Here is a 26738-nt window from a genome sequence, read left to right as displayed (position 1 = left end):
TGCCTCCACCGGACGACGCCTGTCAACCGCGCCGCCCTCGACGAGAAGGAGTAGGTAAACCCCCATGTACAGGTCGGCACAACGGCGCAGTTCGACCCCGCGTGGCCGAGGCCAGCGCGGCGTCAGCGGCCGGAACAAGCGGATCATCGCTGTTCTCGGCACGGTCACGGTCTTCGCGGGGATCGTCGCGGTCACCCAGGTGTCCTCGGCCAACGATCAGCTGAGGACCTCATCCGAATGCATCGCCCCCAGCCCGGGATCGACCGCCGAGGGCGGCGTCACCACGACCGTCACCAGGGAGAACGGACGCGAGGTGCGTCACCACTGGGGTGACGGTCAGACCACGCTGGAGGAGTGCGAGAGCGGCACGACGGTGCTCGCCGCGCCCACGATCGAGTGTCCCTCGGTGGAGGACAAGTTGCCGGAGATCCCGGCGGCGGCGCGTAACGAGGTGACCCGCAACCTGCAGCTGCTGCAGACCCAGATCGACGAGGCCAACAACCGGCTGGCCAACAGCGTCGGCGAGGGCGGGCCGAACTTCATCAACAACGCGATCCTCGGGCCGCTGGCCAGCAAGCGGGTCGCCACGCTGGACCGCATCGCGATCTCGATCGGCCGGGTCGCCCCACGTCCCCGCAACCTCGATGAGCTGGCCACCTGCCAGCTGGTCAACCGTCCGGGCAACGGCGGCGACAACAACGGTGGCGGGAACAACGGTGGCGACAATGGCGACGGCGGGAACAACGACGGCGGGAACAACGACGGCGGCAACAACGACGGCGGCAACAACGACGGCGGCAACAACGACGGCGGCAACAACGGCCTGGAGATCCTGGCCAACAGCTGTGAGAACAGCAACCTGGACGACCACGACGGCTTCCAGATCGGTAACCGCTGCGTCGACACCGAGATGGGTGAGGTCGGCTCGGCCGGGAACAACCCGTCGCTGCTGATCACCGAGTTCCCGCAGGAAGTCAACGTCAACGAGCCGTTCACCATCCGGGTCAGCACCCGCAACCTGATCCGGGACCGCTTCCTGCCGGCCGGTCAGGGTGGCTACTACATCGAGAGCTCGCTGCTCAACGAGCAGGGCCTGACCCGGGGCCACTTCCACACCGCCTGCCGTCTGCTGCAGTCCACCGATGTCGCGCCGGACCCGGCCCCGGTTCCGGAGTTCTTCGTGGCGACCGAGGACGGCGGCGGCGGCGCTCAGCCCGACCAGGTGACGATCCAGGTCTCGGGTATGCCGCAGGCCGGTACCGTGCAGTGTTCGGTCTGGGCCGGCGACGGCTCGCACCGGGTGCCGATGTCGGAGCGGGCCAACCAGACCCCGGCCTTCGACTCGGTCCGGATCGTGGTGAACTGATCACCCGCTACTGAAAGCATCGATCCCCCGCCTGTGACGGGCGTGGACTCCACGGAGTCCACGCCCGTCACGGCGTTGTCGGCCCGGTGACTGGCCGGGGACCGGCACGCGCCGCCTCGGGGCTACGAACCGCGTCGTTGCGGCTGCGGGCGTACCGGCCCCCGGGGTCCAGTCGGGCCGGTGTCGGCCCTGCGGGGGGCACGACTCAGGAGACGACCGCCAGATGGAAGGCGCGGTCGGCGAGCACCCCTGCGCTGGTGAAGGTCTGGACGAACACCCCGTTCGGGATGCCGGCCCGGCCGACGACGGTGATCTCACCCGGAGCGGACGCGCCGACACTGCCGGGCAGACCGATCGTGCCGATGTAGGCCGAACCGGTCAGGTCGTGGCTGAAGACCACCTGGTACGTGCCGGCGGCCAGCCGGGTGGCGGAGACCGCTCCGAACCCGCGGACCAGGCCGCCACTGGCGTTGACCACGGCGAAGAAGGTCTGCGCCGTCGGCGGCATGCCGGCGCTGGTGGCGGGGACGAGTGCGATGCTGGCGCGTTCGCGGTCGGTCTTGGTGGTCGGTGGTTGTTCGGTGACGGCGGTGCCCTGTTCCGCGCTGATGGACTCGGACATGGTGACTCCTCGGGGTACGGCGCGCAGCGGCGTGGTCGTGACGCGCCGGGGGTGATGGATCGTCGTCCGGGGGCCCACCAGATGGCGATGTAACTAAGAGTGTATATATAAATCCGGAGAGTAATTAAGTGCGGTGTTGTCCAATCGAGGACAACGGGCGGGTCGGGCGTCAGGGTTGCTGGTCGGGCACGGCGAGACGCCGCTCGAGCAGGATCGCGAGGGGGATCGACTCGCCGTCGCGCCCGCCGGCACCGATCACCAGGCGGGGGCGCATCGGCGTGACCTGGGCGCCGACGATTCGCCCTCGCAGGCTCGCCGGAACCTCCAACAGGTAGAGGTTTCCGTCGGTACCGACGGCCAGTGACCGGTCAGACTTGAGGTACCAGCCGTACAGCCCGGTCCGGTAGCGTCCCCAGCCGCGGTGTGGCCGGGCGGTCAGTGGCTGCGGTGTCAGGCCCCGGTCCCGGGCGGCGGCCACGAAGTCGGCGACCTGGGCGGCGGCCTGTCGTTGTTCGGCGGTGCCGCGCTGGTGCTGGTCGGCCGCGTGCGCGGCGATGGCCCGCTGTCGCTGCCGCGCCCAGTCCTGCTCGTCCTGTCCCACCCGGTCACCTTACGTGTCGCCGGGCCGACCTGTCGGCCGGCGGCGGAGCGGTCCGGTGATCTCCGGACCGCCCCCTCGAACGGGCATTCTTATGTTTAGATTGCCAACTATTGACAGCCGTCACCGGGATATGTGACCGTCGGTTCCTCGTGGCGGCTGCGGGAGTCGGCGCGCTGTACGTGCGGGCATGGGCCACCCGCCGCGTCGGATCGTCACCCAGGTGGGCAGTTCGCCTCCCCATGCAGAGACCCCCGCAGATACCCCGCAGAGACATGCGGAGACCCCCGCAGAGAGAAAGGACGCCGGTCCCATGCGCAGAACCCTCGCCGGCACACTGGCGGCCGCCGTACTCGTCGGCGTCGCGGCCGTCGCCACCCAGACGGTCGTCGGTGGCGCGTCGTCAATCGCGCACGCCGTCGCCGCCGAACCGTACTCCTGGCGAAACGTCAGGATCGACGGTGGCGGATTCGTTCCCGGCATCGTGTTCAACGAGACCGAACCCGACCTCGTCTACGCCCGTACCGACATCGGCGGCGCCTACCGCTGGAACCAGGCCGACCAGTCGTGGACCCCGCTGCTGGACTGGGTGGGCTGGGACAACTGGGGCTGGAACGGCGTTGCCAGCCTCGCCACCGACCCGGTGCAGCCCAACCGGGTCTACGCCGCGGTCGGGATGTACACCAACGACTGGGATCCGAACAACGGCGCGATCCTGCGCTCCACCGACAAGGGCGACACCTGGCAGGTGACCGAGCTGCCGTTCAAGGTGGGCGGCAACATGCCCGGTCGGGGGATGGGGGAGCGGCTTGCGGTCGACCCGAACGACAACCGGGTCGTCTACTTCGGTGCCGAGAACGGCAACGGCCTGTGGCGCAGCACCGACCACGGGCAGACCTGGGCCGAGGTGACCAGCTTCCCGAATCCCGGCAACTGGGCCGAGGATCCCGCCGACCCGAACGGGTACCTCGACCACCAGCCGGGAGTGGTCTGGGTGACCTTCGACGAGTCCACGGGCAGTGCCGGCAGCCGTACCCCGCACATCTACGTCGGGGTGGCGGACCTGCAGAACACCGTCTACCGCAGCACCGACGCCGGAGCGACCTGGCAGCGGCTCGCCGGGCAGCCGACCGGCTTCATCGCCCACCAGGGCAAGATCGACCACGCCACCGGCACCCTCTACATCGCCACCAGCGACAACGGCGGGCCGTACGCCGGGGACCACGGCGACGTCTGGAAGTACGCCACCGCGACCGGTGAGTGGACCCGGATCAGTCCGACGCCGTCGGACGACACCGCGAACAACTGGTACGGCTACTCCGGGCTGAGCGTGGACCGAAGCAACCCGGGCACGGTGATGGTGACCGGGTACAGCTCGTGGTGGCCGGACACCTTCATCTACCGCAGCACCGACGGCGGCGCGTCCTGGACGTCGTTCTACGACATCGCATATCCCAACCGGACCAACCGGTACACGATGGATGTCAGCGACTCGCCGTGGTTGTCCTGGGGTGCCCATCCGCAGCCGCCGGAGGTCACCCCGAAGCTCGGCTGGATGACCGAGGCCCTGGCGATCGACCCGCACGACCCGGACCGGTTCATGTACGGCACCGGTGCCACCATCTACGGCTCCACCAACCTCACCGCGCTCGACGACGGCGGCACGGTCGCCATCCACACCATGGTCGAGGGCCTGGAGGAGACCGCGGTGCTCGACCTGGTCAGCCCACCGACCGGCGACGCGTTCCTGCTCTCCGGGCTCGGCGACATCGGAGGCTTCCGGCACACCGATCCGGACACGGCGCCAGCGATGATGCACGATCAGCCCAACCTGGGTGCCAACACCAGCATCGACTACGCCGAGCTGAATCCGCAGCAGATGGTCCGGGTCGGCAACGGTGACTCCGGAGTCAGCCACATCGCCTACTCGTACAGCTCCGGGGCCAACTGGTACGCCGGCAGCGAGCCCGCCGGCGTCACCTCGGGCGGTACCGTCGCCGTCGCGGCCGACGGCGGCGCGGTGGTGTGGAGCCCGGGGGGTGTCGGGGTGCACCACGCGACCAGCTTCGGTGGCGGGTTCAGCCCGTCCACCGGCGTCCCGGCCGGGGCGCTCGTGGTGGCCGACCGGGTCGACGGCGAGACGTTCTACGCCTACGCGGACGGCCGGTTCTACGTCAGCACCGACGGGGGCCGCAGCTTCACCGCGTCGGCGGCGACCAACCTGCCGGCCGAGCACGGCCGGTTCGCCACGGTCGCCGGGCACGCCGGCCACGTCTGGCTGGCCGGCGACTCCGGCCTGTTCCGGTCGACCGACTCCGGTGCCACCTTCAGCCGGGTCGCCGGGGTCACGGCAGCCCGCAACGTCGGGTTCGGCAAGGCCGCGCCCGGCGCGACCTACCACGCCGTCTTCCTGGTCGGCACGATCGACGGCATCACCGGGGTGTTCCGCTCTGACGACGCCGGTGCCAGCTGGGTCCGGATCAACGACGATCAGCACCAGTACGGCAACATGGGCGACGCGATCACCGGCGATCCCCGGGTCTACGGCCGGGTGTACCTGGGCACCAACGGCCGGGGCATCCTGATGGCGGACCGGCTCGGCGGTGCGCCGTCGCCGACCGCCAGCCCGTCGGTGAGCCCCTCAGTTAGTCCGAGCCCGTCGGTGAGTCCGTCGGTGAGCCCCTCAGTGAGTCCGAGCCCGTCGGTGAGTCCGACCCGCAGCCCCACGCCTGCTCCGACCACGGGCGGCCCCGGTGGCTGTACGGCGACCTACCAGGTGGTGGGCTCCTGGCAGGGCGGGTTCCAGGGCGAGGTACGGGTGACCAACACTGGTCCGGCACCGATCGGCGGTTGGACGGTGACCTGGATGTTTCCGGACGGCCAGCGGATCACTCAGCTCTGGGGCGGGCAGTACACCCAGACGGGTGCCACCGTGACGGTCGGCAACGTCTCGTGGAACGGCGGTCTCGGCAGCGGCGGCAGTACCACGCTGGGCTTTCTGGCGGACTGGACGACCCGCAACGGCGTACCGGCCAGCGTGACCTGCACCGCGAGCTGACCGGCGCCGCCCCCGGCGGGGCTCGGTCGGCACAGCTTTCGGTACGGGTGGCACCGATCTCGGTGCCACCCGTACGACCCTGCCGCCGTGCTCGGCGCGTTCAGCGTCGGAGCGTGCCGGTCGGTTCGTCGACGTCGACGAATTCGATCCGGGTGTCGTCGCCGAGGCCGTCGCGGGGACGCATGACCGAGCGGGTCATCGCCCCGGCGAGCCAGCCGATTGCGACGCCGGCTGCTGCCGCGCCGGCGATCCAGGCCCAGGGCGTCCCGGGGCGTCCACGGCCGGCGAGCGCGTCGACGGCGGCCATCGCCCGTTGCCGGGCTTCCTCGGTGGCCGGCCCCATCCGGTGGCCGGCACCGTTGGCCAGGTATGAGGTGCGCCGCCCGGCCAGCCGAGCGGTGTCTCCGGCGGAGCCGACCGCCGAGACCAGTTGAGCCCATGCCTGGTCGGTCATTCGTTGCGGCTTGCGGCGGCGCTCCATCAGGTGGGTCGCGAACATGCTGCTACCTCCTTCAGCGCCGTGACGACCGGACGGTGCCGGACCGGCGCGGCGCGCTGCGATGCCTTCTCGTGCCCAGCGGTCAGCCTGGGCAAACGTGCCGGGCGGGCGGCGTTGGTCGGTCGCTGCGCCGACCACCGGATCATCCTGCGTCCACTGGCCGGATCGTCCTGTGCCCACTAGCCGGATCGTCCTGTGCCCACTAGCCGGATCGTCCTGTGCCCACTGGCCGGATCATCGGTCGGATCGCCGACCGATGGTTGGTCGTCGTAGCCGGATGTCTGTCGCACGGGGCGGCTAAGGTAGGGGCGACAGCCGGTCATGCGTCGGCACTTGGCGATCTGTCGCGATCTGGGCTTTTTGTCGAGCTGCCCGGGCGGCGGGGGCCAGGTGGCGCCCTGCACCCGGTACGCGCTGCATAGCTCACTGTGTCGGGCGCTATGATGCGGAATGTCATGCTGTGAGTGATTGTTATGCCCGTCGGATGCGGATCCGGCCGGTCGAAGGCTGGCGGCGACCCGCGCTGGGGAATACGCTCGGTCCCGGCCCGCGTACTGACGAGACGCCCTGGTGGGCGAGTGGAGGTGCTCGCGTGAGCCTGTCGGTTGTGACATCGACCCTGCCCGGTGGAATTGTGGAGATCGCGCCGCAAGGTGAGATCGACGTAGATACAGCACACGAGGTGCGCGAGGCGGTCCAGGCCGTGTTGACCAAGGACCGGCCCACCCGGATCCAGCTCAACATGCGTCTGGTGACCTTCATCGACTCGGTCGGCATCAGCGCCATGGTCGCCGGCTTCCAGGCCGCCGAGGTCAGCGGCATCAAGCTCGTGGTCACTGAGCCGAGTCGGTTCGTGCACCGGCAGCTGTGGGTGACCGGTCTGCTCGGGCTGTTCGGCGCTCCTGAGCCGTACGTCGGTGACGGGGCCGAGCGTGAGGTGCCACTGCGCTGACGACCGAGGGTGCGCCGGCCGTCGACCCGAACCGGCCGGCTGCAGCCCGCAGGCCGGCTCCGTGACCTGGTCGACCTGGCCTGCGGTCGGTCACGTTAGCGCTCGGTTAACACTCGACCGCAATGCTTGTCGGGTTATCGATCTTGCTGGAAAATAGTCGTTCGTGACATGGTTGCGGGTGGGTACCACCATTCTCCGGCGCTATGTCCTGCTTCGTCCGATCGGTCGCGGCGGGGTCTCGGTGGTCTACCGCGCGATCGACATCGAGAACGCCCGTCCCATCGCCGTCAAGCTGCTGGCCCCGGCCGTCCGGGGTGATCGCCGTGCCCACGCCGACATCCGCCGGGAGGCGATGATCGCCGACCGGCTACGGCACCCGAGCGTGCCCCGGGTGTACGACGTCGGCGAGATGCCGCTCGGTGGTGGTGACACCGCCTCTTACGTCGCGATGGAGCTGCTCACCGGCCGGGTGCTGACGGCTCGCCTGCGCGACGGTCCGCTGCCGTGGTCCGATGCCGTGCGGATCGCCGCCACCGCCGCCGACGTGCTGGCGGTGGCGCACCGCCGTGGCGTGGTGCACCGCGATCTCACCCCGGGCAACGTGATGCTGACAGGTGCGGGTGCGAAGATCATCGACTTCGGACTGGCGACGGTCACGGACCGGCCAGGGCCTGGCCCGGGTCACCGTACCGGGTGGATCTCCGGCCCGCGCCGACCCGACCTGCCCGCGCATCCGGTCGGCGGACCCGGCCGGCCGAGCGACGACGTGTACGCGCTCGGGGTGCTGCTCTACCAGATGGTCACCGGCAGCTCGCCCTACCCGGCGGCTCGCCCGGGCCGGTCGCTGGCCGACGTACGGTTCAGCGCGTTGGCCCCGACCCCTGTATTGAACGTCACCGGGATGCCGCGCGCAGTCGCCGAGTTGTGCCGGGCGCTGATGGGCAAACGGGCTGACAACCGACCGAGCAGCAGCGAAGCGGCCTTCGCGTTGTGGGAACTGCTGGACCGACCGGCCGCCGAAGCCGTGTTGGCCGGCCGGTCCTCTGCCTGACACCGCCGGGCCGGCCGCTGCTCGGCCTGACGCTCCCGGAGGGTCGCCGCCCCGGGCGGTGGTCCGCCCGGGGCAACGACCTGTCGCGCCTCCTCAGCCGAGCTGGAACGGCACCCGTACGGTCGACTGACCGGCGGCCGCCGTGGCGGCGTCCACCCGTACCGTCGTCGCGGCGTTGCCGATCGCGTTCCACAACTCCAGCCGGACGCAGCCGTTGCTCATCGCTCGGAACTCACCCGAGACCGACCGTAGTCCGGCACTGTCCCGGTACGTCTCGGTGCCGGGCACCGGGTCGGTGGCGAAGTAGTGGTAGGTCTCCGTACGGCTGTAGGTGCCCGAGCCGGTGAAGTCGTACGACACCCGGGCCTGGATACCCGCGCCGACCGTGGTCCCCGCGTCCACCTGCAGAGCGAACGTGGTGCCGGCCGACCGGTACGACCCGGTCAACCCGCAGGCCCGGAAGGTGACCGGGTTGTGCGGCGTACCGTCGTGGTTCGCCCCGCCGGCCGACGGCACCGTCACTGTCGTCGCGGCCGTCCCGGCGGTGTTGCTCAGCACCCCGGCGGACCGTAGGTGGAACAGGTCCGAGGTGACCGGTGGGGTGGTCGGACCCGGCGTGGGCGAGGCCGGCGGCGTGGGGGACAGACTCGGCGACGGGTTCGGCGTGGTCGGCGCTCCGGTGGCGTTGCCGCCGCTCCAGGTGTGTGCGCCGGTGGTGGCGGTCCGACCGGCCGGCACGGTCAGCCGGGTGCCGTCGGAGAAGGTGACCGTGACCGGTGCTGCGGTGATGTTGCTCGCCACGTAGGTGCGGGCACCGTCGCGGTTGAACACCGCGTACAGCGGGGTGTTCGCGGTGACGCCGGTGTCGACCCGGCCCAGCGCGGCCAGGTTGCGCACCCAGTGGAACGTGTGCGCCCGGCTCTCACCTTCCTCGACCGGGTAGTTGGGGTTGGCCCGCAGGTTGGTCAGGGCGGCGTTGGCGTCGCCGAGTGCCTGGAACGACCAGAGGACGTCCTGCCAGACCGTCGGCGGTCCACCGTTGTTGGTGACCAGCGCGTTCCAGTTGGTGGCGATGTAGTCCGGCCGGTAGCCGAGGTAGAGCGAGCCACCGGTGATCGGCAGCATGTTGATGCCCTGGATCATCTCCGGCTCGGCGCTGAACCAGGTGGCGTACGCACCGCCGTCACCCCAGACCATGCCGACCGACCGGTGCCCGAAGGTGGCCGGGAAGTTGGTGTCGGACGAGTCGAACCAGTACTCCTGGATGGCGGCCGACTGGGTGGTGTAGATGTACAGGCCGGCGTCGCGGATCGCGGTGTTGCCGGTGGCCAGACCCCACTGGATCAGGGCGTTGGCGAAGTTCATCCCCTCCGACGAGGACTCCTGGTTGTTGCCGGCGAAGAACGCGCCGTGCCCGGCCGCCCAGTCGTGACCGGCGTAGATGTCGAAGTCGCGCAGGAACGGGAACATCGGGTCGTTGCGGTCCCAGCTGTTGGCGTCACGGATCAGCAGGTTGACCATGCCGCCGTACTGGTTGGTCGACGCCCACGTCGGGTCGAACTTGGCCAGCGTGGCGGCGGCGGCGATGTAGTAGCCGTAGTGGAAGTGGTGGTCGTTGAGGTCGGTGTCGGAGCCGTACGAGGCGGGGTAGCCGACCAGGGTGCCCCACGCCTGGTCGTAGAAGAACACCCGTTGCGTCTTACCGGGGCTGGCGGTGAACCAGTCGGTCAGCCGGGTACGGATCGCGGCGAGCAGGTGGTCGCGTTGGGCGGTCCGGCCGAGCTGGTCGGCGATCTCGGCCAGCCGGGCGGCCCGGCCGAGCGCCTTGCCGGTCCAGTAGGTGTCGTTGTTGAACCCGGCGAACGGGTCTCCGGAGGCGGCCTGGTCGAGGTGGGCGGTGAGGGTCGCGAGGTCGGCGCCGGCGCTGGTGGCCACCGCCGGCACCTCCGGCAGTACGCCGTGGAAGCGCATCGCGGTCCGGAACGACGTCGCGCCGACCAGGTTGCGCATCGGTCCCCGGGCCGACACGTAGGTCTCCGCGATCGGGCTGCCGCCGTCGAGGTGCTTCCACTGGTGCGGGTAGAGCGAGACGACCGTACCGGTGGCGGAGCCCTCACGGGCCGTGGTGGTGACGCCGTAGGTGGCGTTCACCGTACTGCTGGCCTGGTCGTAGCTCCAGCTGACCCGGGTGCCGGTGACGTGGGCGTGGGCGTACTGGCCGTAGCTGTCCATCAGGGCGGTACGTCGCGCGGCGCTGGTGCCGGCTCCGGTGGGCAGCAGCGCCACCGAGAAGTACCCCCGACCGGCAAGGGTGGAGCTGATCGTGGTCCCGGAGACGGTCCAGTTCGCGCCGCTGGGAGCGTAGGCGACGTAGTCGTGGCCGCGCATCGAGAATCCGACGCGGGTGCCGCTGTGGTGCCAGACCGTCGGGGTTCCGGGGAACGACAGCTGTGCGTTACCTCCGGTGACCTGGGCGTACACGAACGGCAGGCCGTGGCCGACGGTGGCGCGCAGCGTGCGGGCACCGTCGGACCAGTACGGGCTGACGGTCCAGTCGGTCCAGCCGTCGACCTTGACGTCCGGGGCGTTGAGCCCGGCGACACCGAGGGTGAACTCCCGGGTGTACGGGTAGTGGTACTCGCCGACGCCGGTCGACGTGCCGGAGATCGCCGCCTCGGTGGTGTAGGAGACCCCGAGACCGCCGGAGGCCGGCTGGAACGACATCGGGTGGGCGTGCAGCGGGTCGGAGTACGCGCAGTTGTAGCGCTTGAACAGTAGCGACGACCACCAGTCGTTGGTGGGTACGGCACCGGTCGGCGCGTTGCCGGTCACGTACTGCCGGGGGTTGGCGGAGATGTTGCCGCAGGCGGTCGGGGCGGCGGCACCGGCCGGGCGGGTGGTGGTGTAGCTGCCGGCACCGACGGTGGCGGCGTCGGCGGTGCGCAGCACGCCGAAGATCAGTCCGGCGGCCGCCAGCGCCGTCACGGTGGTGGCTGCCAGGATCCGGCGCGGCGTACGGCTTCGGCGCCCGCCTCGGATCGACAGTGTCATGGTGCCTCCGGTCAGATCGGGCGTGGTCCAAGATCGCGAACTGTTTCACGCCCATTAATGAGTTATTGCCAGGAGGTCACCAGAGACCGGGCCCTGCTGTCAATGTCCGGACATGAACTTTCGTGAATCAGGTAGGCGTCGGGCGTCCCAGTTGACAGCCGTACGGGTTACTCGTTACCTTCGTGAGAGCGCTCTCTCACTCTCCAGGGCTCCGGCAACACGGGGTAGGGCAGGGGTGACGGTGGGCTGAAAGAGCGCTCTCCATGATTGTCCGGTGCCGTTGTCGGCCCGAACCTCGGTCGGCGTCGGCGCTTTTCCGCAATCAGTCGATTCCGTGTGCCTGCATGTCGCCGGTGCCATTTGCCGACCATTGCGTCGCGGGATCGAGCCGGCACATAGCGCGGGCCGGGACACGACGACGGCGGCCACCGTTCGGTGACCGCCGTCGTTCCCGCCAGGATCAGTACACGGACAGGTGCACGTGGTTCGTGTGGTCGCTCGACGGGTCGCCGCCGGCGCCGCTGTACGCCTTCCAGCCGCTGCTGGGCAGCCAGATCCGCTTGAACCAGATCACGTAGAGCACGCCGAGCCGGTCGGCGTTGGCGATGTAGTAGTTGGCCAGGTTGTCGCCGTAGGTCTTGTCCCCGCCGCTGGCCACCCCGCCGAAGCCGTTGGGTTGGGCCGCGAAGTCGCACGCCCGGCCCTTCGGGTGCTCACCCGAGCCGCCGTTGCGGAAGCAGGAGACATAGCGGGTGAAGCCGGCCGCCTTGGCCTGGTTGAGCGCGTGCAACGTACGCGGGGTGATGCAGCCGGAGGTGGTCGGGTCGTCGACGTTGCAGGACTCGCTCGGCCAGGAGCCGTTCGCGTTGCGGGGTGCCGGCGTCGCCGACGCGCTGGCCGACCCGGATCCGGACGAACTCGATCCCGACGAACCTGAGCCGGACGAACCTGAGCCGGAACTGTTCGCCGCCTCGCGCTCGGCCTGCTCACGGGCCTGCTCCTCGGCGGCGACGGCCACCGCCAGGGCCCGTTCGGCCTGCTTCTTGCGCTGGTCCATGATGGTCAGCTGCTTGCGCTGCTCGCGGATCTCGTTCTCGATGGCCGCCTTCGACCGGGTCACCTGGTCGCGGGTCTGGTACAGCTCGCGCAGCTGCTTCTCCTCGTTGGCGGTCACCGCGCTCAACGCGGCGGCGCGGTCGATGAATCCTTCCGGCGAGGTGCTGTTCAGCAGCGCCGAGACCGGACCGAGCCGGCCGTTGCGGTAGGCGCGGTCGACGAGGTGGCCGACGTTGGTGTTGCGGACCTCGAGTTCGGTCTCGACCTCGGCCAGCCGCGCGGTGAGTTGTTTCTGCCGCTTGCCGGAGTTGTCGAGCGCGGCCTTGGCGTCGATCCAGCCGCGCGAGGCCGCCTCGAGCTCCTTGCGCAGGCTCGGGGTGCCGCCTTCGTCGTCGGCGTCGGCGGGAGCGTAGGCGGGTAGCGCGGCGCCGGCCGGCGCCGGTGCACCAACCGGCGCTCCGGTGACGGCGATCAGGATCGCGGCCAGCGGCACCAGGCGGGCAAAGCGGTTCTTCCGCCCCGGCGTCGCGCGCCGGGGCCGTTCGGGGAGCGGGTACGTCACCGTGCAGGTTCCTTCCGTCAGCCGCCGACCGGGTTAGCTGACGGGTTCGGGACGGAAGATCCCTACCGCTGACGCGGATGCACCCCAGGAACATGGTTCCCCGGCTCGCCGTATGGCGATTAGGCGACGGCCTTCGCGGGCGCCGGAGGGGCGCCGCCCGGACGAAGACCGAGGCTGAGGCTACCGGTCCGGTCGCCATCTGTCGCGAGATCGATGACCATATTATGTCTAGATAAATCGGAAATAAAGGTACATCATCGTTGTTTGTGTCGCGGGAAGGTCACGAAACTTAAGCATCCGCTAATCACCAGTCCGCCGGTCCGCAGGGGTCCGCAGGTGACAGTGGCTCGACCTGCAGCGTTGCGTGGTCGATCCCGAACTCTTCGTGCAGTGCCTGCCGGGCGTCGCGCAGCACTCCGCCGACCTCGGCACCGGCCACGGTGGCCAGATGCGCCGAAGCCACCTCCATCCCCGGGGTGAGAGTCCAGACGTGCAGGTCGTGCACGTCGCACACGCCCGGTACGGCGGCCAGCCGGGCCCGCACCCGGGGCACGTCGACGTGTTCCGGTGCGGCCTGGACCAGCACCCGCAGCGCGGAGCGGGCCAGCCGCCAGGTCCGGGGCAGGATCAACGCTCCGACGGCGACGGCCACCACTGGGTCGGCGTACCACCAGCCGGTGGTGGCGATCACGAGGGCCGCCACGATCACCCCGACCGAGCCGAGTAGATCGCCGAGCACCTCCAGATAGGCGCCCCGGACGTTGAGACTCTCTTTGGCGCCGGAGCGCAGCAGCCCGAACGCGACCAGGTTGGCGACCAGTCCCGCCACCGCCACCACCAGCATCGGGCCGGCGGGCACCGGTTCCGGGTCGGCGAACCGGTGGACCGCCTCGACCATGACGTAGCCGGCGACCCCGGCGAGCAGCACCGCGTTCGCCAGGGCGGCGAGCACCTCGAGTCGGTAGAGGCCGAAGGTGCGCTGCGGATCGTCGGACGCGCGGCGGGCGGCGGCGATCGCGGCCAGCGCCATGCCGATGCCGAGGACGTCGGTGAACATGTGTCCGGCGTCGGAGAGCAGTGCCAGGGAGCCGGTGAGCAGCGCGGCCACCGCCTCGACGACCATGAAGACCGCCAGCAGGACGAACGCGACCCACAACCGCCCGTAGTGTCGCTGCCCGGCGGTGCCCGCACCGTGATCGTGTCCCGCACCCATCCCGGTCACCTTCCGTCGCCCGGTGTCCCGACGGCAGACTAATGCTCACATAGCGATATTTGCAATAGATGGGCCAAGGGGCGGCACCCCTGTCGGGCGCTGTCGGCAACGGCCCTGTCAGCCGACGACCGGCGCCGGATCGATGGTCACCAGCCGTTGGGTCGCCCGGGACAGCGCCACGTACAACGTCCGTACGCCCGCGGCCGACTCGGCACGGATCTCCGCTCCCGCGACCAGCACCACCCCGTCGTACTCCATGCCCTTTGCCTGCAGACTCGACACGACCTGCAGGCGCGGGTCGGCCAGTTCGGCGGCCAGCCAGCCGGCGACCTCGTCGCTTCGGGCCACTGCGGCGATCACCCCCACCGTCCCCTCCACCTCGGCGAGCAGCGCGGCGGCCGCCCGGCGGACCGCCGCCGGTAGCGCGGCGGCGTCGACCTGCTCGCGGCGTGGCGGCACCCCGGTCGAGCGCACCGCCGTCGGCAGCGCGGCGTCCGGAGCGACGGTACGGATCACCTCGGCCGCCAGCTCGAAGATCTCCGCCGGGTTGCGGTAGTTGGTGGTCAGCTGGAACTCCTGCCGGGGTCGGCGACCCAACGCCCGGTCGCGGGCCTGAGCCAGCTCGGCGGGATCCCCGGTCCACGCCGTCTGCGCCGGGTCCCCGACCACCGTCCACGAGGCGAGCCGTCCCCGACGGCCGATCATCCGCCACTGCATCGGCGAGACGTCCTGGGCCTCGTCGACCACCACGTGGGCGTACTCCCGGTAGTCCGTCGGCCGTTCCCGCGCCGCCGCCCGCGCCGCGCGCTCCCGGTCGGCGAACGTCGTCACCTCGCGTACCCCACCGGCGAGCCGGAACGGATCCTGCTGGCGGCGCTTGGGCTGCGGCGGTCGACCGAGCAACTCGGCCAACTCGTCGAGCAGCGCGACGTCGGCGATCGTCGGACCCTGCTCGGCCAGGTCCCGCAACGACTCACCGAGCAACCTGACCTCCGCCGGCTCGAGGATCCCCTGCGCGTAACGGCGCAGCCGCTCTGGACGGGCCAGCCAGGCCAGCACGTGCCGGGGCAGTAGCCGTGGCCACCAGGCCTTGATGAAATCCCGGAAATCGTCCCGGTCGGACAGCTCGTCCTCGAACTCGGCCTGACTCGGCAGCCGCGCCGCCGCGACGAGCTGGCGTGCCTGTGCCCACAGCGCGTCGAAGAGTCCGTCGATGCCGGCCCGGCGCACCTCGTTGCGGCGGGCACCCCGGGGCAGCGCCCGCGCCCGGATCCCGTTCAGTTCGGCCTCGCGCAGCCGCAGCAGCTGCCCCCGGTAGAGCAGCCGCAGCTCGGTCGGCCCGTCGGGTACGGCGTCGCGGACCGCCCGCTCCAGCACCCGCCGCATCCGTAGCGATCCCTTCACCACGGCGGTAGCCGCCGGATCGGTCCGGGTCGCCGACACGTGCGGCACCAGTGAACCCAACGACCGCAAGGTGGCGCTCTCCTCTCCGAGCGCGGGCAGTACGGCGGCGATGTACTCGACGAACACCGCCGTCGGCCCGACCACCAGGATGCCGCCGCCGGCGAACCGGCTCCGGTCGGCATAGAGCAGGTACGCCGCCCGGTGCAGCGCCACTGCGGTCTTGCCGGTGCCGGGCCCGCCGGATACCACCGTCACCCCCGACGCCGGTGACCGGATCGCCTGGTCCTGCTCCTGTTGGATGGTGGCCACGATGTCGCGCATCCCCCGCCCCTTGGCCCGCGCCAGGGTGGCCAGCAGCGCCCCGTCACCGACCACCCGCATCCCCGCCGGCGCGGATCCGGGGTCGAGCAGGTCGTCCGACACCCCGGTGACCCGTTCGCCCCGGGAGGAGATGGTGCGTCGGCGTACGACCCCCTGCGGCCGGGCCGGGGTGGCCCGGTAGAACGCCGCCGCCGCCGGCGCCCGCCAGTCGATCAGCAACGGCTCGGCCCGCTCGCCGCGGATCCCGAGCCGGCCCACGTGCAGTACGGTCCCTCCGCGCAGGTCCAGCCGACCGAAGACCAGTCCTTCGTGCTCGGCGTCGAGCAGGTGTCGCCGCCGGGCCGCGTGGAACACCATCGCGTCGCGCTCCACCAGCGCGCCGACGTTGCCGACGCCGGCCAGCCGGTAGCCGTCACGTTCGGCGCGCACCGCGTCGGAGCGCATCTGCGCCAACCGGGCGTACACCCGGTCGACGTGCCGTTGCTCGACGGCGATCTCCTGGTCCAGCGTGGTGGCGTCGGTCAACGCAGTGGCTCCTGAACGGGGGCGGTCCGGCCGGTGTCCGGCGGACCGTCAGCGGTACGGTCACGACTGCGGGACGCGGCGGGCACGGGGCGCTCCCCGTGACGTCCGGCCGATCCCGGCAGCCTTACGACGTTACCGTCCGCGCGCCACCTCGATGCCGTGTAGGGCCACCGACCACGGCGCCGTGTAGGGCACCGACCGCCTCGTTGGCCCCCGCCGACCCGGTCCCGACGCCGACCCGGTCGAGGACGCCCCGCAGGGCCGCGGTGATCTCGTCCGGCCGCTCCATCATCAGCATGTGTCCGCCGCCCGGGCACACCGTCAGGTCGGTATCGACCAGCGCCTCGGCGATGGACTCGGCGCAGACCGGGGGGGTCAACCGGTCGCGGTCGCCGACCAGCACCGCGGCCGGTAGGTCGCCGATCGCCGCCAGGGTGGACAGCCGCTGCTGGGCACCGATCGACGCCCGGTAGCCGCCGATCGCCCGCAGCGTGGCCCGGCTCACCGCCGTCGTGGTCAGCGCCAGGTCATCCGGATCGCAGGAATCGCCGAACAGCAGCCACCGCAGCGTCGGGCGCAGCGGACGCAGCAGGTCCTGGTGTGGTCGCCAGGTGCCACACCGGGCGAGCACACCCGCGCCGGCCAACTCACAGATCCGCACCAGCCGGGCGACCGGCGGAGCCAGTCCGTAGACCGTGTGGGTGTGCCCCTGTGCGGTGGTGGCCACGAACACCAGCCCGGCCACCCGATCGGCGAACTCCTGCGGGTGCCGGTGCGCGTACTCCATGATCGTCATGCCGCCCATCGAATGCCCGGCCAGGACCACCGGGCCGGCGCCACCCACCCGGCGGACCACCTCGGCCAGGTCGTCACCGAGGCGTTCCAGGGTCATCGTGGCCAGACAGGTGGACGTCGACCGACCGTGGCCGCGGGCGTCGTAGGCCACCACCTGTACGCCGGGGCACCCGGCCAGTACGGCGGCCTGGCGGTGCCAGGTGTGCAGGTCGAGGGTCCAGCCGTGCAGCAGGATCACCGTCAGCCGGGCGTCCGGCGGCCCGGAGATCTCGCCGTGCAGCACCGCCGCGTCCGGCAGCCGTACGGCGAACTCCCGCCGCCCGTCAACGTCGGTCACACCCACCTCCGCCGGTCGTCCGTGCCCTGCGTACCGCATCGATCGACGTACCCCGGCGGGCCCGGCGCCGAACCGCCACCGTGAGAAGATTCGCAACATCCTTCCCGACCGGCCGGTAGCACGCCAGGCTGCAACCATGTCGCCACCGCCACCGCCACCGCCACCGCCACCTCAGCCACCTCAGTCGCCGCGGTCGCGGACACCGCGCCCGAGCGGCCCACCACCGCCGGATCACCCCGGACCAGCCGAGGCGCTGGCCGAACTGCTCGCCGGGAACCGTCGGTTCGTTACCGGACAGCCCCGGCACGGCCACGACATCTCCGCCGCCGCAGCCAGCGCCGCGCTCGGTGAGCAGCATCCGATCGCCTTCGTGCTGGGCTGCATCGACTCCCGGGTGCCGTTGGAGGCGATCTTCGACCAGACCTTCGGCTCGATCTGTGTCGGCCGGTCCGGTGCCCAGGTGCTGGATCAGGCGATCATCGGCTCGATCGAGTTCGCGGTCGGTGCGCTCGGCGTACCGCTGGTGGTCGTCCTCGGGCACGAACGCTGTGGCGCGGTGGCCTCGACGATCGCCGCCGAGCGCTCCGGTGCCCGACCGTCGGGCAACGTCGGCTACCTGGTCGAGCAGATCGCCCCGGCGGTGGCCCAGGTCGGGCTGGACGATCCGGACGTGCAGCCGCTCGCGGTCCGGGCCCACGTACAGCGGACCGTACGGGCGTTGCGGGAGGTACCGGCGCTCGCCGCGGCCCTGGCCGCCGGGCGGATCGACGTGGCCGGCGGCGTCTACGACCTCGGCAACGGACAGGTGGAGATCCTCGACTGACGTCGGCCAGTACGGCCCGACGCGCCCGGCCCGGCCACGGTACCCCGGCGTGGCCGACGGGCACGCGCTCGTCGTCGGGACGGCAGCGGACACGCGACGGCCCCGCCGGAAGTCCCGGCGGGGCCGTCGTCAGGTCGTCCGTACGGGCGCGGCGGCCCGGGGCGGGTGGTCAGGCCTCGAAGACCCCGGCCTCGACGAGCCGCTTCTCGGTCAGCTCCCAGCCATGCTCGGGGTGGGAGGTGGCCAGCGCGTTGAGCTCGGCGCGGATCTTCGCGGCGTGCCCGGCACCGGCCAGCGACCGGATCTCCTCGACGAAGGCTGCCGAGTCGGTACGCAGGTGGGCGGTCTTGCCCGTCGTCAGGTTGCGGACGTAGGCGTGCTTGCCACTGTTGAGCGGGATCAGGTACTTGAACTCGCCGAGGACGCTCAGGGCACCACCCTGACCGGCCTGGCCGGCGCGGACTGACGCGCGCGCGGTCTTGGAGGTGTTGCTCGCCACGGGGGGACTCCCTTGTAGGACTGACGGAAACGGACAATTGAGCCAAACAGTCTGGTGTTGGGCCAAACTGCCTGATGCATGTGCGTACTGCCCAGCGCAGATGCTGAGCAACTGCCCGGCGCGCCGACAGACGGCAGGTCCATCGTACCGGACGGTCGACCGGAGGCCGTTGCTGGCCTGGCCGGCCAGCAGGGACAACGACGCCCCGGTGCCGGCCATTCCCCGGCTGCGAGGGCGTCGGCCGGTCGCCGGGATGGCCGGCGTGACAAATGTCGGCGACGAGTTCGTCGATTCACTGGCGCACCACCCGTCACAGCAGTCATCATGGGTCACACCACTCGGTGGCCGAGGTCGTAGGGGAAGACGCACCTCGCTCTCCGGGAGGTCACCGTGCCAACGCGTGGCGTCGTATACGTCCACTCGACCCCGCTCGCCGTGTGCCCACACGTCGAATGGGCGATATCGCGCGTCCTCGTCGCGCCGGTCAACCTGCAGTGGACGGCGCAACCGCTCGACCCGAACGGGCGGCGCGCCGAATGCGGCTGGTCCGGCCGCGCCGGGACCGGGGCCGAGCTGGCTGCTGCCCTGCGCCAGTGGCCGATGATCCGGTTCGAGGTGACCGAGGAGCCCAGCCCGGGTGCCGACGGGGAGCGCTTCATGTACGTGCCCGGACGGGGGCTGTTCCGGGCGACGACCGGAGCGGCCGGCGACATCCAGCTCGGCGAGGACCGGATCCGGGCGATCATGGCTGCCTCCCCGGCACCGGAGGCGGTCGCCCACGCGTTGGACAAGGCCCTGGGGACCGCCTGGGACACCGAGCTCGAGCCGTACCGGCACGCCGGCGAGGGAGCGCCGGTGACGTTGCTCACCCGGGTAGGGTGAGGACGGAGGTGGCCGGCGCAGCCGTGCCGCCTGGTCAGGAAAGCCGGCTCACCCACAGGGGCAGTTCGGCGCTCGCGTCGGCCGCCGCTTGCCGGCGTGGTCGTAGCCTGGTGTGATGACCGGTGTGCTCCCCTCACCCCGAGTAACAATCGCTGCGCTGCTGCTTGCTGCCGTAGGCGTCGCCACCGGCTGCGCCGAAGCGGGCACCGGGACCCCGAACACCACCCCCAGCAGTGCCGACGAGTCGTCCGCCGCGCCGACGTCGACGGCCGAGCCGGCGACCCCCGCCGCTCGACTAGCCGCCACACTCAGTGACGAGGACCTGGTGGGGCAGGTGCTCATGCCGTACGCCTACGGGGCCTCCGCCACGGAGGTCTCGACGGGTTCGGCGGCCGGCAACCGCAAGCTCGCCGGAGTGGACACCCCCGCCGAGATGATCGAGCGGTACCGGCTCGGCGGTCTGATCCTGGTCGGGTTCTCCGCTGACGACCCCACCGGCAGCAACCAGCCCACCACCAACGTCGACGACACGGCCCAGGTCCGACAGCTGACCACCGGGCTGCAGCAGGCGGCCGGGCGGCTGCCCGCCGCGGCGCTGCCCGACGGCGGTGGCGAGCTGCCCCTGCTGATCGGCACCGACCAGGAGTTCGGCATCGTCACCCGGATCACCCAGGGCGTGACGATCCTGCCCAGCGCCATGGCGGCCGGCGCTGCCGGGCGGCCGGAACTGACCGAGGCGGCCTGGCGGGCGGCCGGTACCGAACTCGCCGCGCTCGGGGTCAACGTCGACTTCGCTCCGGTGGCCGACGTGCTCGGCGTCGACAGCACGGTGATCGGGTCCCGTTCCTACAGCGCCGACCCGGCCGTGGCCGCCGCACAGGTCGGTGCCGCCGTGCGGGGGCTGCAGGCCGCTGGGGTGGCCGCCACCCTCAAACACTTCCCGGGGCACGGGCACACCGCCGTCGACTCGCACGGCGACCTGCCCGTGCTCGACCAGGACCGGGACGCACTCGGTGCGGCCGACCTCCCGCCGTTCGTCGCCGGTATCGACGCCGGGGCCGGCCTGGTGATGTCCGGCCACCTCGACGTGACCGCCGTGGATCCGGGGGTCGCCGCCACCTTCTCCCGCAAGGTGCTCACCGACCTGCTCCGGGGCGAACTCGGGTTCGACGGTGTCGCGGTGACCGACGGGATGAACATGGCCCCGGCCCAGGTGCTGCCGCCGGGCGAGGCGGCGGTCGCCGCGATCAACGCCGGCAACGACCTGATCCTGATGCCGCCGAACGTCTCCGCCGCCTACGACGGGCTGCTCGCCGCGCTCCGCGACGGATCCCTGCCCCGGGAACGCCTGCAGCAGGCGGTCACCCGGGTCCTGACCCTCAAGCAGCGCCTCGCCGGGGCTGCCGCACCGCCGATGACCGTGCTCGGCGCGGCCGGGCACTACGCTGCGGCCCGCCAGCTGGCGGCGGCCGCGATCACCCAGGTACGCGGCTCCTGCTCCGGCGTCGACGGCCCGGTCACGGTCACCGCGTCGGAGGGTCGGGACCGGACCCGGGCATTGCTGGTGGAGGCGCTGCGCGCCGGCGGGGTCGAGGTCGTCGACCGGGGCGGAACGGTGGTGCACCTGGTCGGCTACGGCGACGGCACCGCCGACCTGAGCGCCGGCGCGGCGGTCACCGTGGCGATGGACACCCCCTACCTGCTCGCCAGTTCCCGGTCACCGTCGCTGCTGGCGACGTACTCGTCGAGCCCGGCGTCGATGGAGGCCCTGGCGGACGTGCTGCGGGGGGCGGCACCGGCCCCGGGCCGGTTGCCGGTGCCGGTCGAGGGCCTTCCCGCGACCAGCTGCACCGGCTGACGGAACCGGTCCGCTACCGGTCCGGGCACCGGTCCGGGCACCGACGTCCGACGACGACGAGGCCCCGGCCCAGTTTCGACTGGGCCGGGGCCGACCAGGGATCGGTCAGGGCCGGGTGAAGACGAGCGCCACGTTGTGGCCACCGAAGCCGAACGAGTTGTTCAGCGCGGCGGGTACGTCCAGCGGCCGGGCCTTGTGCGCGGCCACGTCGAGGTCGAGCTGCTCGTCGGGGTCGTCCAGGTTGACCGTCGGCGGTACCACGCTGTCGCGGATCGTCAGGATCGTGGCGATCGACTCCAACGCGCCGGCCGCCCCGAGCAGGTGACCCGACATCGACTTGGTGGCGGTCAGCACCGGGTGGTCACCGACGGCCGACCGCAGGGCCACCAACTCGGCCAGGTCACCGGCCGGGGTCGAGGTCGCGTGCGCGTTGACGTGCGCGATGTCGGTGCCGGAGACGCCGGCGTCGGCCAGCGCCAGCCGGATCGCCCGCGCCGCACCCAGCCCTTCAGGGTGCGGCTGCACCATGTCGTACCCGTCGGAGGTGATCCCGGCCCCGGCCAGCCGGGCGTAGACGCGGGCACCGCGCGCGGCGGCGTGTTCGGCGCGCTCCAGCACCAGGATGCCGGCGCCTTCGCCGAGAACGAACCCGTCGCGGGCGCGGTCCCACGGCCGGGACGCCCGCTGCGGGTCGTCGTTGCGGGTGGACATCGCCCGCATCGCGGCGAAGCCGGCGATCGGCAGGCCGTGCACGACCGCCTCGGTGCCGCCGGCCACCACGATGTCGGCGCGACCGGCGCGGATCATGTCCAGCCCCAACGCGATGGCCTCGGCACCGGTGGCGCAGGCACTGGCCACCGAGTGCACCCCGGCCTGGGCGCCGAGCTCCAGCCCGACCCAGGCCGCCGGGCCGTTGGGCATCAGCATCGGTACGGTGTGCGGCGAGACGCGGCGCGGCCCGGAGGCTTCCAGGATGTCGTCCTGGGCCAGCAGGGTGAGCGCGCCGCCGATCCCGGAGCCGACGGTGACGCCGAGGCGTTCCCGGTCGACGTCGGCGTCGGCCAGCCCAGCGTCCGCCCACGCCTCACCGGCGGCGATCAGCGCGATCGCCTCGGAGCGGTCGAGTCGGCGCAGTTTGACCCGGTCCAGCCGTTCGGCGGGATCCACCGCCAGTTCGGCGGCGATCCGGACCGGTAGCTGCGCGGCCCACTCGTGGGTGAGCGGGCCGACTCCGGACTTGCCGTTGAGCATGGCATCCCAGGTCGACGCGACGTCCCCGCCGAGCGGGGTCGTCGCGCCGAGTCCGGTGACGACGACGTCGACCATCGTCACGCCTGCGCTTCGATGTAGGCGACGGCGTCGCCCACGGTCTTGAGGTTCTGCACCTCGTTGTCCGGGATCTTCACGCCGAACTTCTCCTCGGCGGCCACCACGACCTCGACCATGGACAGGGAGTCGACGTCCAGGTCGTCGGTGAAAGACTTGTCGCCGGCCACGTCGTCCGGGTTGACTCCGGCGACCTCTTCGAGGATCTCGGCGAGGCCTGCGGTGATCTCGTCACGGGTCATGGGTTTCTGCTTTCCTCTCGGATGGGTTGACACTGGCGTGCGCCCGATCGGCGGGCGACGCCGTACCGCACGGGTGCGGTTGGCGCTCAGGGACAGCGGACAACCTGCCCGGCGTAGGTGAGGCCGCCGCCGAAGCCGAACAGCAGCACCGGGGCGCCCGACGGGATCTCCCGCCGTTCGACCAGTTTGGACAAGGCCAGCGGTACGCTGGCCGCCGAGGTGTTGCCGGACTCGACGATGTCCTTGGCGACGATCGCGTTGGGCATGCCGAGCCGCTTGGCGATGCCGTCGATGATCCGGGCGTTGGCCTGGTGCGGGACGAAGGCGGCGATGTCGCCCGGGTCCACGCCGGCCCGCTCGCAGGCCTGCAGGGCCAGTGGCGCCAGCGCCGTGGTCGCCCAGCGGAACACCGACTGGCCTTCCTGCTCGACGTAGGGCCGCCAGCCTTCGATCCGGACCGCGTCGCTCTTGTCCGGGGCCGAGCCCCAGACCACCGGGCCGATTCCACTGGGCTCGCTGCCGCTGGTGGCGGTGACCACCGCGGCACCGGCGCCGTCGCCGAAGATGATGCAGGTGGAACGGTCGGTCCAGTTGGTGAAGTCGGAGAGCTTCTCCGCGCCGATGACGATGGCGTTGCGAGCCGCGCCGGCCCGTACCGCATGGTCGACCGTGCCGAGTGCGTAGCTGAACCCGGAGCAGGCGGTGTTGATGTCGTAGGCACCGGGGGCGTGGATGCCCAGCCGGGCGGCGACCCGGCAGGCCACGTTGGGGCTGCGGTCGATGGCCGTGCAGGTGGCCACCACCACCAGGTCGATGTCGTCGGGGGTGAGGCCGGCGTTGGCCAGCGCCTTGTCCGCCGCCGCGGCCGCCATGTCGGAGACGGTCTCCGAGTCGGCGATGCGTCGGGTGACGATCCCGACCCGGTCGCGGATCCAGGCGTCGTTGGTGTCGACCAGTTGGGCAAGTTCGTCGTTGGTCACCACCCGGGACGGCTGGTAGTGCCCGAGGGCTACGATCCGTGATCCGGTCATGATGGTGCCTTCCCGTCGCGGTGCGCGATCACAGTGGAGACCCGCTGATCCGGGCCAACGGCTGGCCGGGCGCGACCGGGTCGTCGTGGTGGGCGAGCCATTCGGTGAGGACACCGGCGTCGTGCGCGGCGACCTCGACCGGACCCTGCCGGGTGGTGACGTGTCCGATGACCTGGCCGGCGGTGAGCAGGTCACCCTCGGCCAGCCCGGCGGCCGGCTCGAAGGTGCCGGCACTGGCCGAGACCACGACGCGGAACTGCCGGGTGGGCTCGTGTCGGGGCGCGACGCCGTGCCGGGCGATCAGGTCGCGGGCGGCGGGCAGGTCGTCGGGGGTACGCAGGGTGACGATCTCCGGCGCGCCGCGCTCCTTGAACTCCCGCTTGACCAGACCGGCCAGGGTCCCCGCCGGCGGGAGCTCCAGGACCCCGGTCACGCCGAGCTCGGCCAGCGTACGCATGCACAGGTCCCAGCGCACCGGCGCGGTCACCTGGCGGACGAGGCGCTGCAGCAGCTCCCGTCCGTGGTCGACGGCGGTGCCGTCGAGGTTGGACAACAGGATGCGGTTGGGGTCGGCCGGGATGATGCCGGCGGCGACCGAGGCCAACGCCTCCTCGGCGGTGGCCATGTACGGGGTGTGGAACGCGCCCGCCACCTGCAGCACCGCGACCCGGGCCCGGGCCGGTGGCTCGGCGGCGAACTTCTCCAACTGGCCGCTGGCGCCAGCGGCGACGATCTGGCCGGCGCCGTTGTGGTTGGCCGCGTGCAACCCGTGACTGTCGATGGCGGCGAGCACCTCGTCACGGTCGCCACCGAGGACGGCGGCCATGCCGGTGGCCTCGAGCGCGCAGGCGGCGGCCATCTCCCGGCCCCGGACAGCGGCCAGGGTGATCGCCGACTCGGCCGGCAGCGCGCCGGCCAGCGACGCGGCGGCGAGTTCGCCGACGCTGTGCCCGGCGACGACGGCGACGTCGTAGAGCCCGCCAGGGCGGGGGCCGGTGGGGGAGCCACCGGGCAGATGCTCGGCGGCGAGCAGTGCGGCGGCGACGAGCAACGGCTGGGTCCGGGCGGTGTCCTTGATCTCGTCGGCGTCGGCGGCCGTGCCGAGGTGGACCAGATCGACACCGGCGAGCGCGGACCACCATCGAAGGCGGGCCTCGGCACCGGGCAGGTCGAGCCAAGGGGTCAGGAAGCCAGGCTTCTGGGCCCCTTGGCCAGGTGAGAGTACGGCGAGCACGGCTATGACTCTCCCTGATACCCACGGTTCAACTGGGTGCGGTGAGGTACCAATCCGCACTACCGCTGTTGGAGGAACCCTACAACGAGCGGCCCGGTGGCGATGATTCGGCCCGGTTTGTCGGTTAGGGCCGTTCAGTCGATGCTCGGGCCTGCCGGTCGGCGGACGGTGCGTACCGGCGGTGGCGGGTCGAGCCGACCGATCGCCAACGCCATCTGCAGCGCGTACGCGTCGCGTGCGGCGAAAGGCGACAGCCCGGTGATCTCACCGATGCGGCGCAACCGGTACCGCACGGTGTTCGGATGCACGAACAACGCCCGGGCGGCCGCCTCCAGCACCGCACCGGCGGCGAAGTACGCGTCCAGCGTGTCCAGCAGCTCACCGCCGGCGCGCACCAACTCGGCGTACACGTCCCGGCGCAGCCGGCGGCGCGCCTCCGGGTCACCGGCCAGGGCCCGTTCGGGCAGCAGATCGGTCGCCGCGACCGGGCGGGGCGCCCCCGGCCAGGCCGGTGCCGCCCGGTAGCCGGCCAGTGCCGCCCGGGCCGACTCGGTCGCCTCGTCCAGGCTCGCCACCATCGGACCGACCACCACCGGGCCGGTACCGAAGGCGTCCAGCAGGTTGCGGGTCGCCGCCAACGAGTCCGCCGCGCCGCCCAGGACCACCACGAGCCGGTCGTTGTGCACCCCGCCGATCGTCTCCACCCCGAGGCGCCGGGCCGCCCGGTAGACGATCTGCAACACCGCGGCCACCTCGCCACCGGGCGACCGGCCGACGACGACCGACACCGGGGTCGCGTCGGTCCAGCCCAGTGCGGCGGCCCGGCTCGCCAGGACGTCCGACGAGTCGCCCCGCAGCAACGCGTCCACCAGCAGCGCCTGCAACCGGGCGTCCCACGCGCCCCGGGACTCCGCCGCCCGCGCGTACACCCGGGCCGCGGCGAACGCGATCTCCCGGGAGAACCGCAGGACGGCCTCCCGCAGCAACGACTCCTCGCCGGCGGCCGCCAGATGCGGCACCTGTGCCTCGACGACGTCGATGGTGACCTTGATCAGGGCCACCGTGTGCTGCAGGCTGATCGACCGGGCGAGCGCCCGGGGGGCCGTGGCGAACACTTCGTCGGAGACCGCCTGAGGGCTGCCGGAGGCCCCGCCGCCGTCGCGGAGCCAGTCGACCAGCGACCGTACGCCCGCCTGGGCGATCACCATCACCCAGGACCGCTGGTCGGCCGGGAGTTCCCGGAACCAGGGCAGCGCCTCGTCCATCCGGGCCACGCTGGCGGTGGCGAGCGCGCCGGCGGACCGCTCGATCCGACGCACCGTGGCGGTGAGCCGACCGTCACCGCTACCGGACGTGCCGGCCGGCGACGCATCGGCCCGGTCGTTGTTCCTGCTGCCCACGCTGCCAGCCTGTCACGCTCCGCCTGCGCCGGG

The 26738-nt window shown here is 71.7% G+C and carries 21 protein-coding genes and 1 riboswitch; of the genes, 7 read left to right on the top strand and 14 right to left on the bottom strand.

Features of this window, described 5'->3' with window-relative positions; all coding sequences use genetic code 11:
- Window positions 1-64 precede the first annotated feature (64 nt).
- Entirely contained in the window at window positions 65-1366 is a 1302-nt protein-coding gene (locus O7623_RS11075) for a hypothetical protein (protein WP_282228527.1), read from the top strand.
- Window positions 1367-1571: 205 nt separating this feature from the next.
- Here O7623_RS11075 and O7623_RS11070 read toward each other — a convergent pair whose 3' ends face one another.
- Both O7623_RS11070 and O7623_RS11065 read right to left on the bottom strand, forming a co-directional pair.
- On the bottom strand, window positions 1572-1988 hold the full coding sequence (locus O7623_RS11070) for a hypothetical protein (protein ID WP_282228526.1): 417 nt from the start codon (window positions 1986-1988) through the stop codon (window positions 1572-1574).
- A 169-nt stretch (window positions 1989-2157) separates the two neighbouring features.
- On the bottom strand, window positions 2158-2589 hold the full coding sequence (locus tag O7623_RS11065; RefSeq protein ID WP_282228525.1) for a hypothetical protein: 432 nt from the start codon (window positions 2587-2589) through the stop codon (window positions 2158-2160).
- A 310-nt stretch (window positions 2590-2899) separates the two neighbouring features.
- Here O7623_RS11065 and O7623_RS11060 point away from each other — a divergent pair, with 310 nt between their 5' ends.
- Complete coding sequence (locus O7623_RS11060) at window positions 2900-5644, top strand: cellulose binding domain-containing protein (protein WP_282228524.1); 2745 nt, start codon at window positions 2900-2902, stop codon at window positions 5642-5644.
- Between the two features lie 100 nt (window positions 5645-5744).
- Here O7623_RS11060 and O7623_RS11055 read toward each other — a convergent pair whose 3' ends face one another.
- Entirely contained in the window at window positions 5745-6143 is a 399-nt protein-coding gene (locus tag O7623_RS11055) for a hypothetical protein (RefSeq protein ID WP_282228523.1), read from the bottom strand.
- A gap of 592 nt (window positions 6144-6735) precedes the next feature.
- Between O7623_RS11055 and O7623_RS11050 the strand changes: the two genes are divergently transcribed.
- Together O7623_RS11050 and O7623_RS11045 are read left to right on the top strand one after the other, a co-directional pair.
- On the top strand, window positions 6736-7095 hold the full coding sequence (locus tag O7623_RS11050; RefSeq protein ID WP_282228522.1) for an STAS domain-containing protein: 360 nt from the start codon (window positions 6736-6738) through the stop codon (window positions 7093-7095).
- Window positions 7096-7273: 178 nt separating this feature from the next.
- Window positions 7274-8146 (top strand): serine/threonine-protein kinase, encoded by an 873-nt coding sequence (locus O7623_RS11045; RefSeq protein WP_282228521.1) that lies wholly within the window; start codon window positions 7274-7276, stop codon window positions 8144-8146.
- Window positions 8147-8239: 93 nt separating this feature from the next.
- Here O7623_RS11045 and O7623_RS11040 read toward each other — a convergent pair whose 3' ends face one another.
- The 5 genes from O7623_RS11040 to O7623_RS11020 form a co-directional block, all read right to left on the bottom strand.
- Window positions 8240-11197, bottom strand: a complete 2958-nt coding sequence (locus tag O7623_RS11040; protein ID WP_282228520.1) for a glycosyl hydrolase — start codon at window positions 11195-11197, stop codon at window positions 8240-8242.
- A 460-nt stretch (window positions 11198-11657) separates the two neighbouring features.
- Entirely contained in the window at window positions 11658-12749 is a 1092-nt protein-coding gene (locus O7623_RS11035) for a hypothetical protein (protein ID WP_282229378.1), read from the bottom strand.
- 72 nt (window positions 12750-12821) lie between these two features.
- Window positions 12822-12951, bottom strand: a riboswitch (cyclic di-AMP (ydaO/yuaA leader).
- 168 nt (window positions 12952-13119) lie between these two features.
- Entirely contained in the window at window positions 13120-14028 is a 909-nt protein-coding gene (locus O7623_RS11030) for a cation diffusion facilitator family transporter (RefSeq protein ID WP_282228519.1), read from the bottom strand.
- Between the two features lie 117 nt (window positions 14029-14145).
- Window positions 14146-16278 carry an AAA family ATPase gene (locus O7623_RS11025; RefSeq protein WP_282228518.1) on the bottom strand — a complete coding sequence of 711 codons (2133 nt, stop codon included), beginning with the start codon at window positions 16276-16278 and terminating at the stop codon, window positions 14146-14148.
- A gap of 124 nt (window positions 16279-16402) precedes the next feature.
- Window positions 16403-17410 carry an alpha/beta hydrolase gene (locus O7623_RS11020; protein ID WP_282228517.1) on the bottom strand — a complete coding sequence of 336 codons (1008 nt, stop codon included), beginning with the start codon at window positions 17408-17410 and terminating at the stop codon, window positions 16403-16405.
- 136 nt (window positions 17411-17546) lie between these two features.
- Between O7623_RS11020 and O7623_RS11015 the strand changes: the two genes are divergently transcribed.
- Complete coding sequence (locus O7623_RS11015) at window positions 17547-18233, top strand: carbonic anhydrase (RefSeq protein WP_282228516.1); 687 nt, start codon at window positions 17547-17549, stop codon at window positions 18231-18233.
- Between the two features lie 169 nt (window positions 18234-18402).
- On the opposite strand, the gene O7623_RS11010 is transcribed toward O7623_RS11015, so the two are convergent.
- Entirely contained in the window at window positions 18403-18732 is a 330-nt protein-coding gene (locus O7623_RS11010; RefSeq protein WP_282228515.1) for a hypothetical protein, read from the bottom strand.
- 390 nt (window positions 18733-19122) lie between these two features.
- Between O7623_RS11010 and O7623_RS11005 the strand changes: the two genes are divergently transcribed.
- Both O7623_RS11005 and O7623_RS11000 read left to right on the top strand, forming a co-directional pair.
- Window positions 19123-19614 (top strand): DUF3145 domain-containing protein, encoded by a 492-nt coding sequence (locus O7623_RS11005; protein ID WP_282228514.1) that lies wholly within the window; start codon window positions 19123-19125, stop codon window positions 19612-19614.
- A 115-nt stretch (window positions 19615-19729) separates the two neighbouring features.
- Window positions 19730-21472: a glycoside hydrolase family 3 N-terminal domain-containing protein gene (locus O7623_RS11000; protein WP_282228513.1), complete on the top strand. Its 1743-nt coding sequence runs from the start codon at window positions 19730-19732 to the stop codon at window positions 21470-21472.
- A gap of 105 nt (window positions 21473-21577) precedes the next feature.
- On the opposite strand, the gene fabF is transcribed toward O7623_RS11000, so the two are convergent.
- From fabF to O7623_RS10975, 5 genes are all read right to left on the bottom strand, one after another.
- Entirely contained in the window at window positions 21578-22804 is a 1227-nt protein-coding gene (fabF, locus tag O7623_RS10995) for a beta-ketoacyl-ACP synthase II (protein ID WP_282228512.1), read from the bottom strand.
- Window positions 22801-23040, bottom strand: coding sequence for an acyl carrier protein (locus O7623_RS10990; RefSeq protein WP_282228511.1), 240 nt, complete (start codon window positions 23038-23040; stop codon window positions 22801-22803). The genes fabF and O7623_RS10990 overlap by 4 nt, the downstream gene beginning before the upstream one ends.
- An 86-nt stretch (window positions 23041-23126) precedes the next feature.
- On the bottom strand, window positions 23127-24071 hold the full coding sequence (locus O7623_RS10985; RefSeq protein WP_282228510.1) for a beta-ketoacyl-ACP synthase III: 945 nt from the start codon (window positions 24069-24071) through the stop codon (window positions 23127-23129).
- Between the two features lie 28 nt (window positions 24072-24099).
- Window positions 24100-25305 (bottom strand): acyltransferase domain-containing protein, encoded by a 1206-nt coding sequence (locus tag O7623_RS10980; RefSeq protein ID WP_282228509.1) that lies wholly within the window; start codon window positions 25303-25305, stop codon window positions 24100-24102.
- Between the two features lie 134 nt (window positions 25306-25439).
- On the bottom strand, window positions 25440-26624 hold the full coding sequence (locus O7623_RS10975; protein ID WP_282229377.1) for a helix-turn-helix domain-containing protein: 1185 nt from the start codon (window positions 26622-26624) through the stop codon (window positions 25440-25442).
- Window positions 26625-26738: the final 114 nt, after the last annotated feature.

The organism is Solwaraspora sp. WMMD791, from assembly GCF_029581195.1.
In the GTDB taxonomy this organism is placed as follows: Bacteria; Actinomycetota; Actinomycetes; order Mycobacteriales; family Micromonosporaceae; genus Micromonospora_E.
Note: the sequence above shows the minus strand (reverse complement) of the source record. Positions and strands in the feature narration are given on the sequence as shown.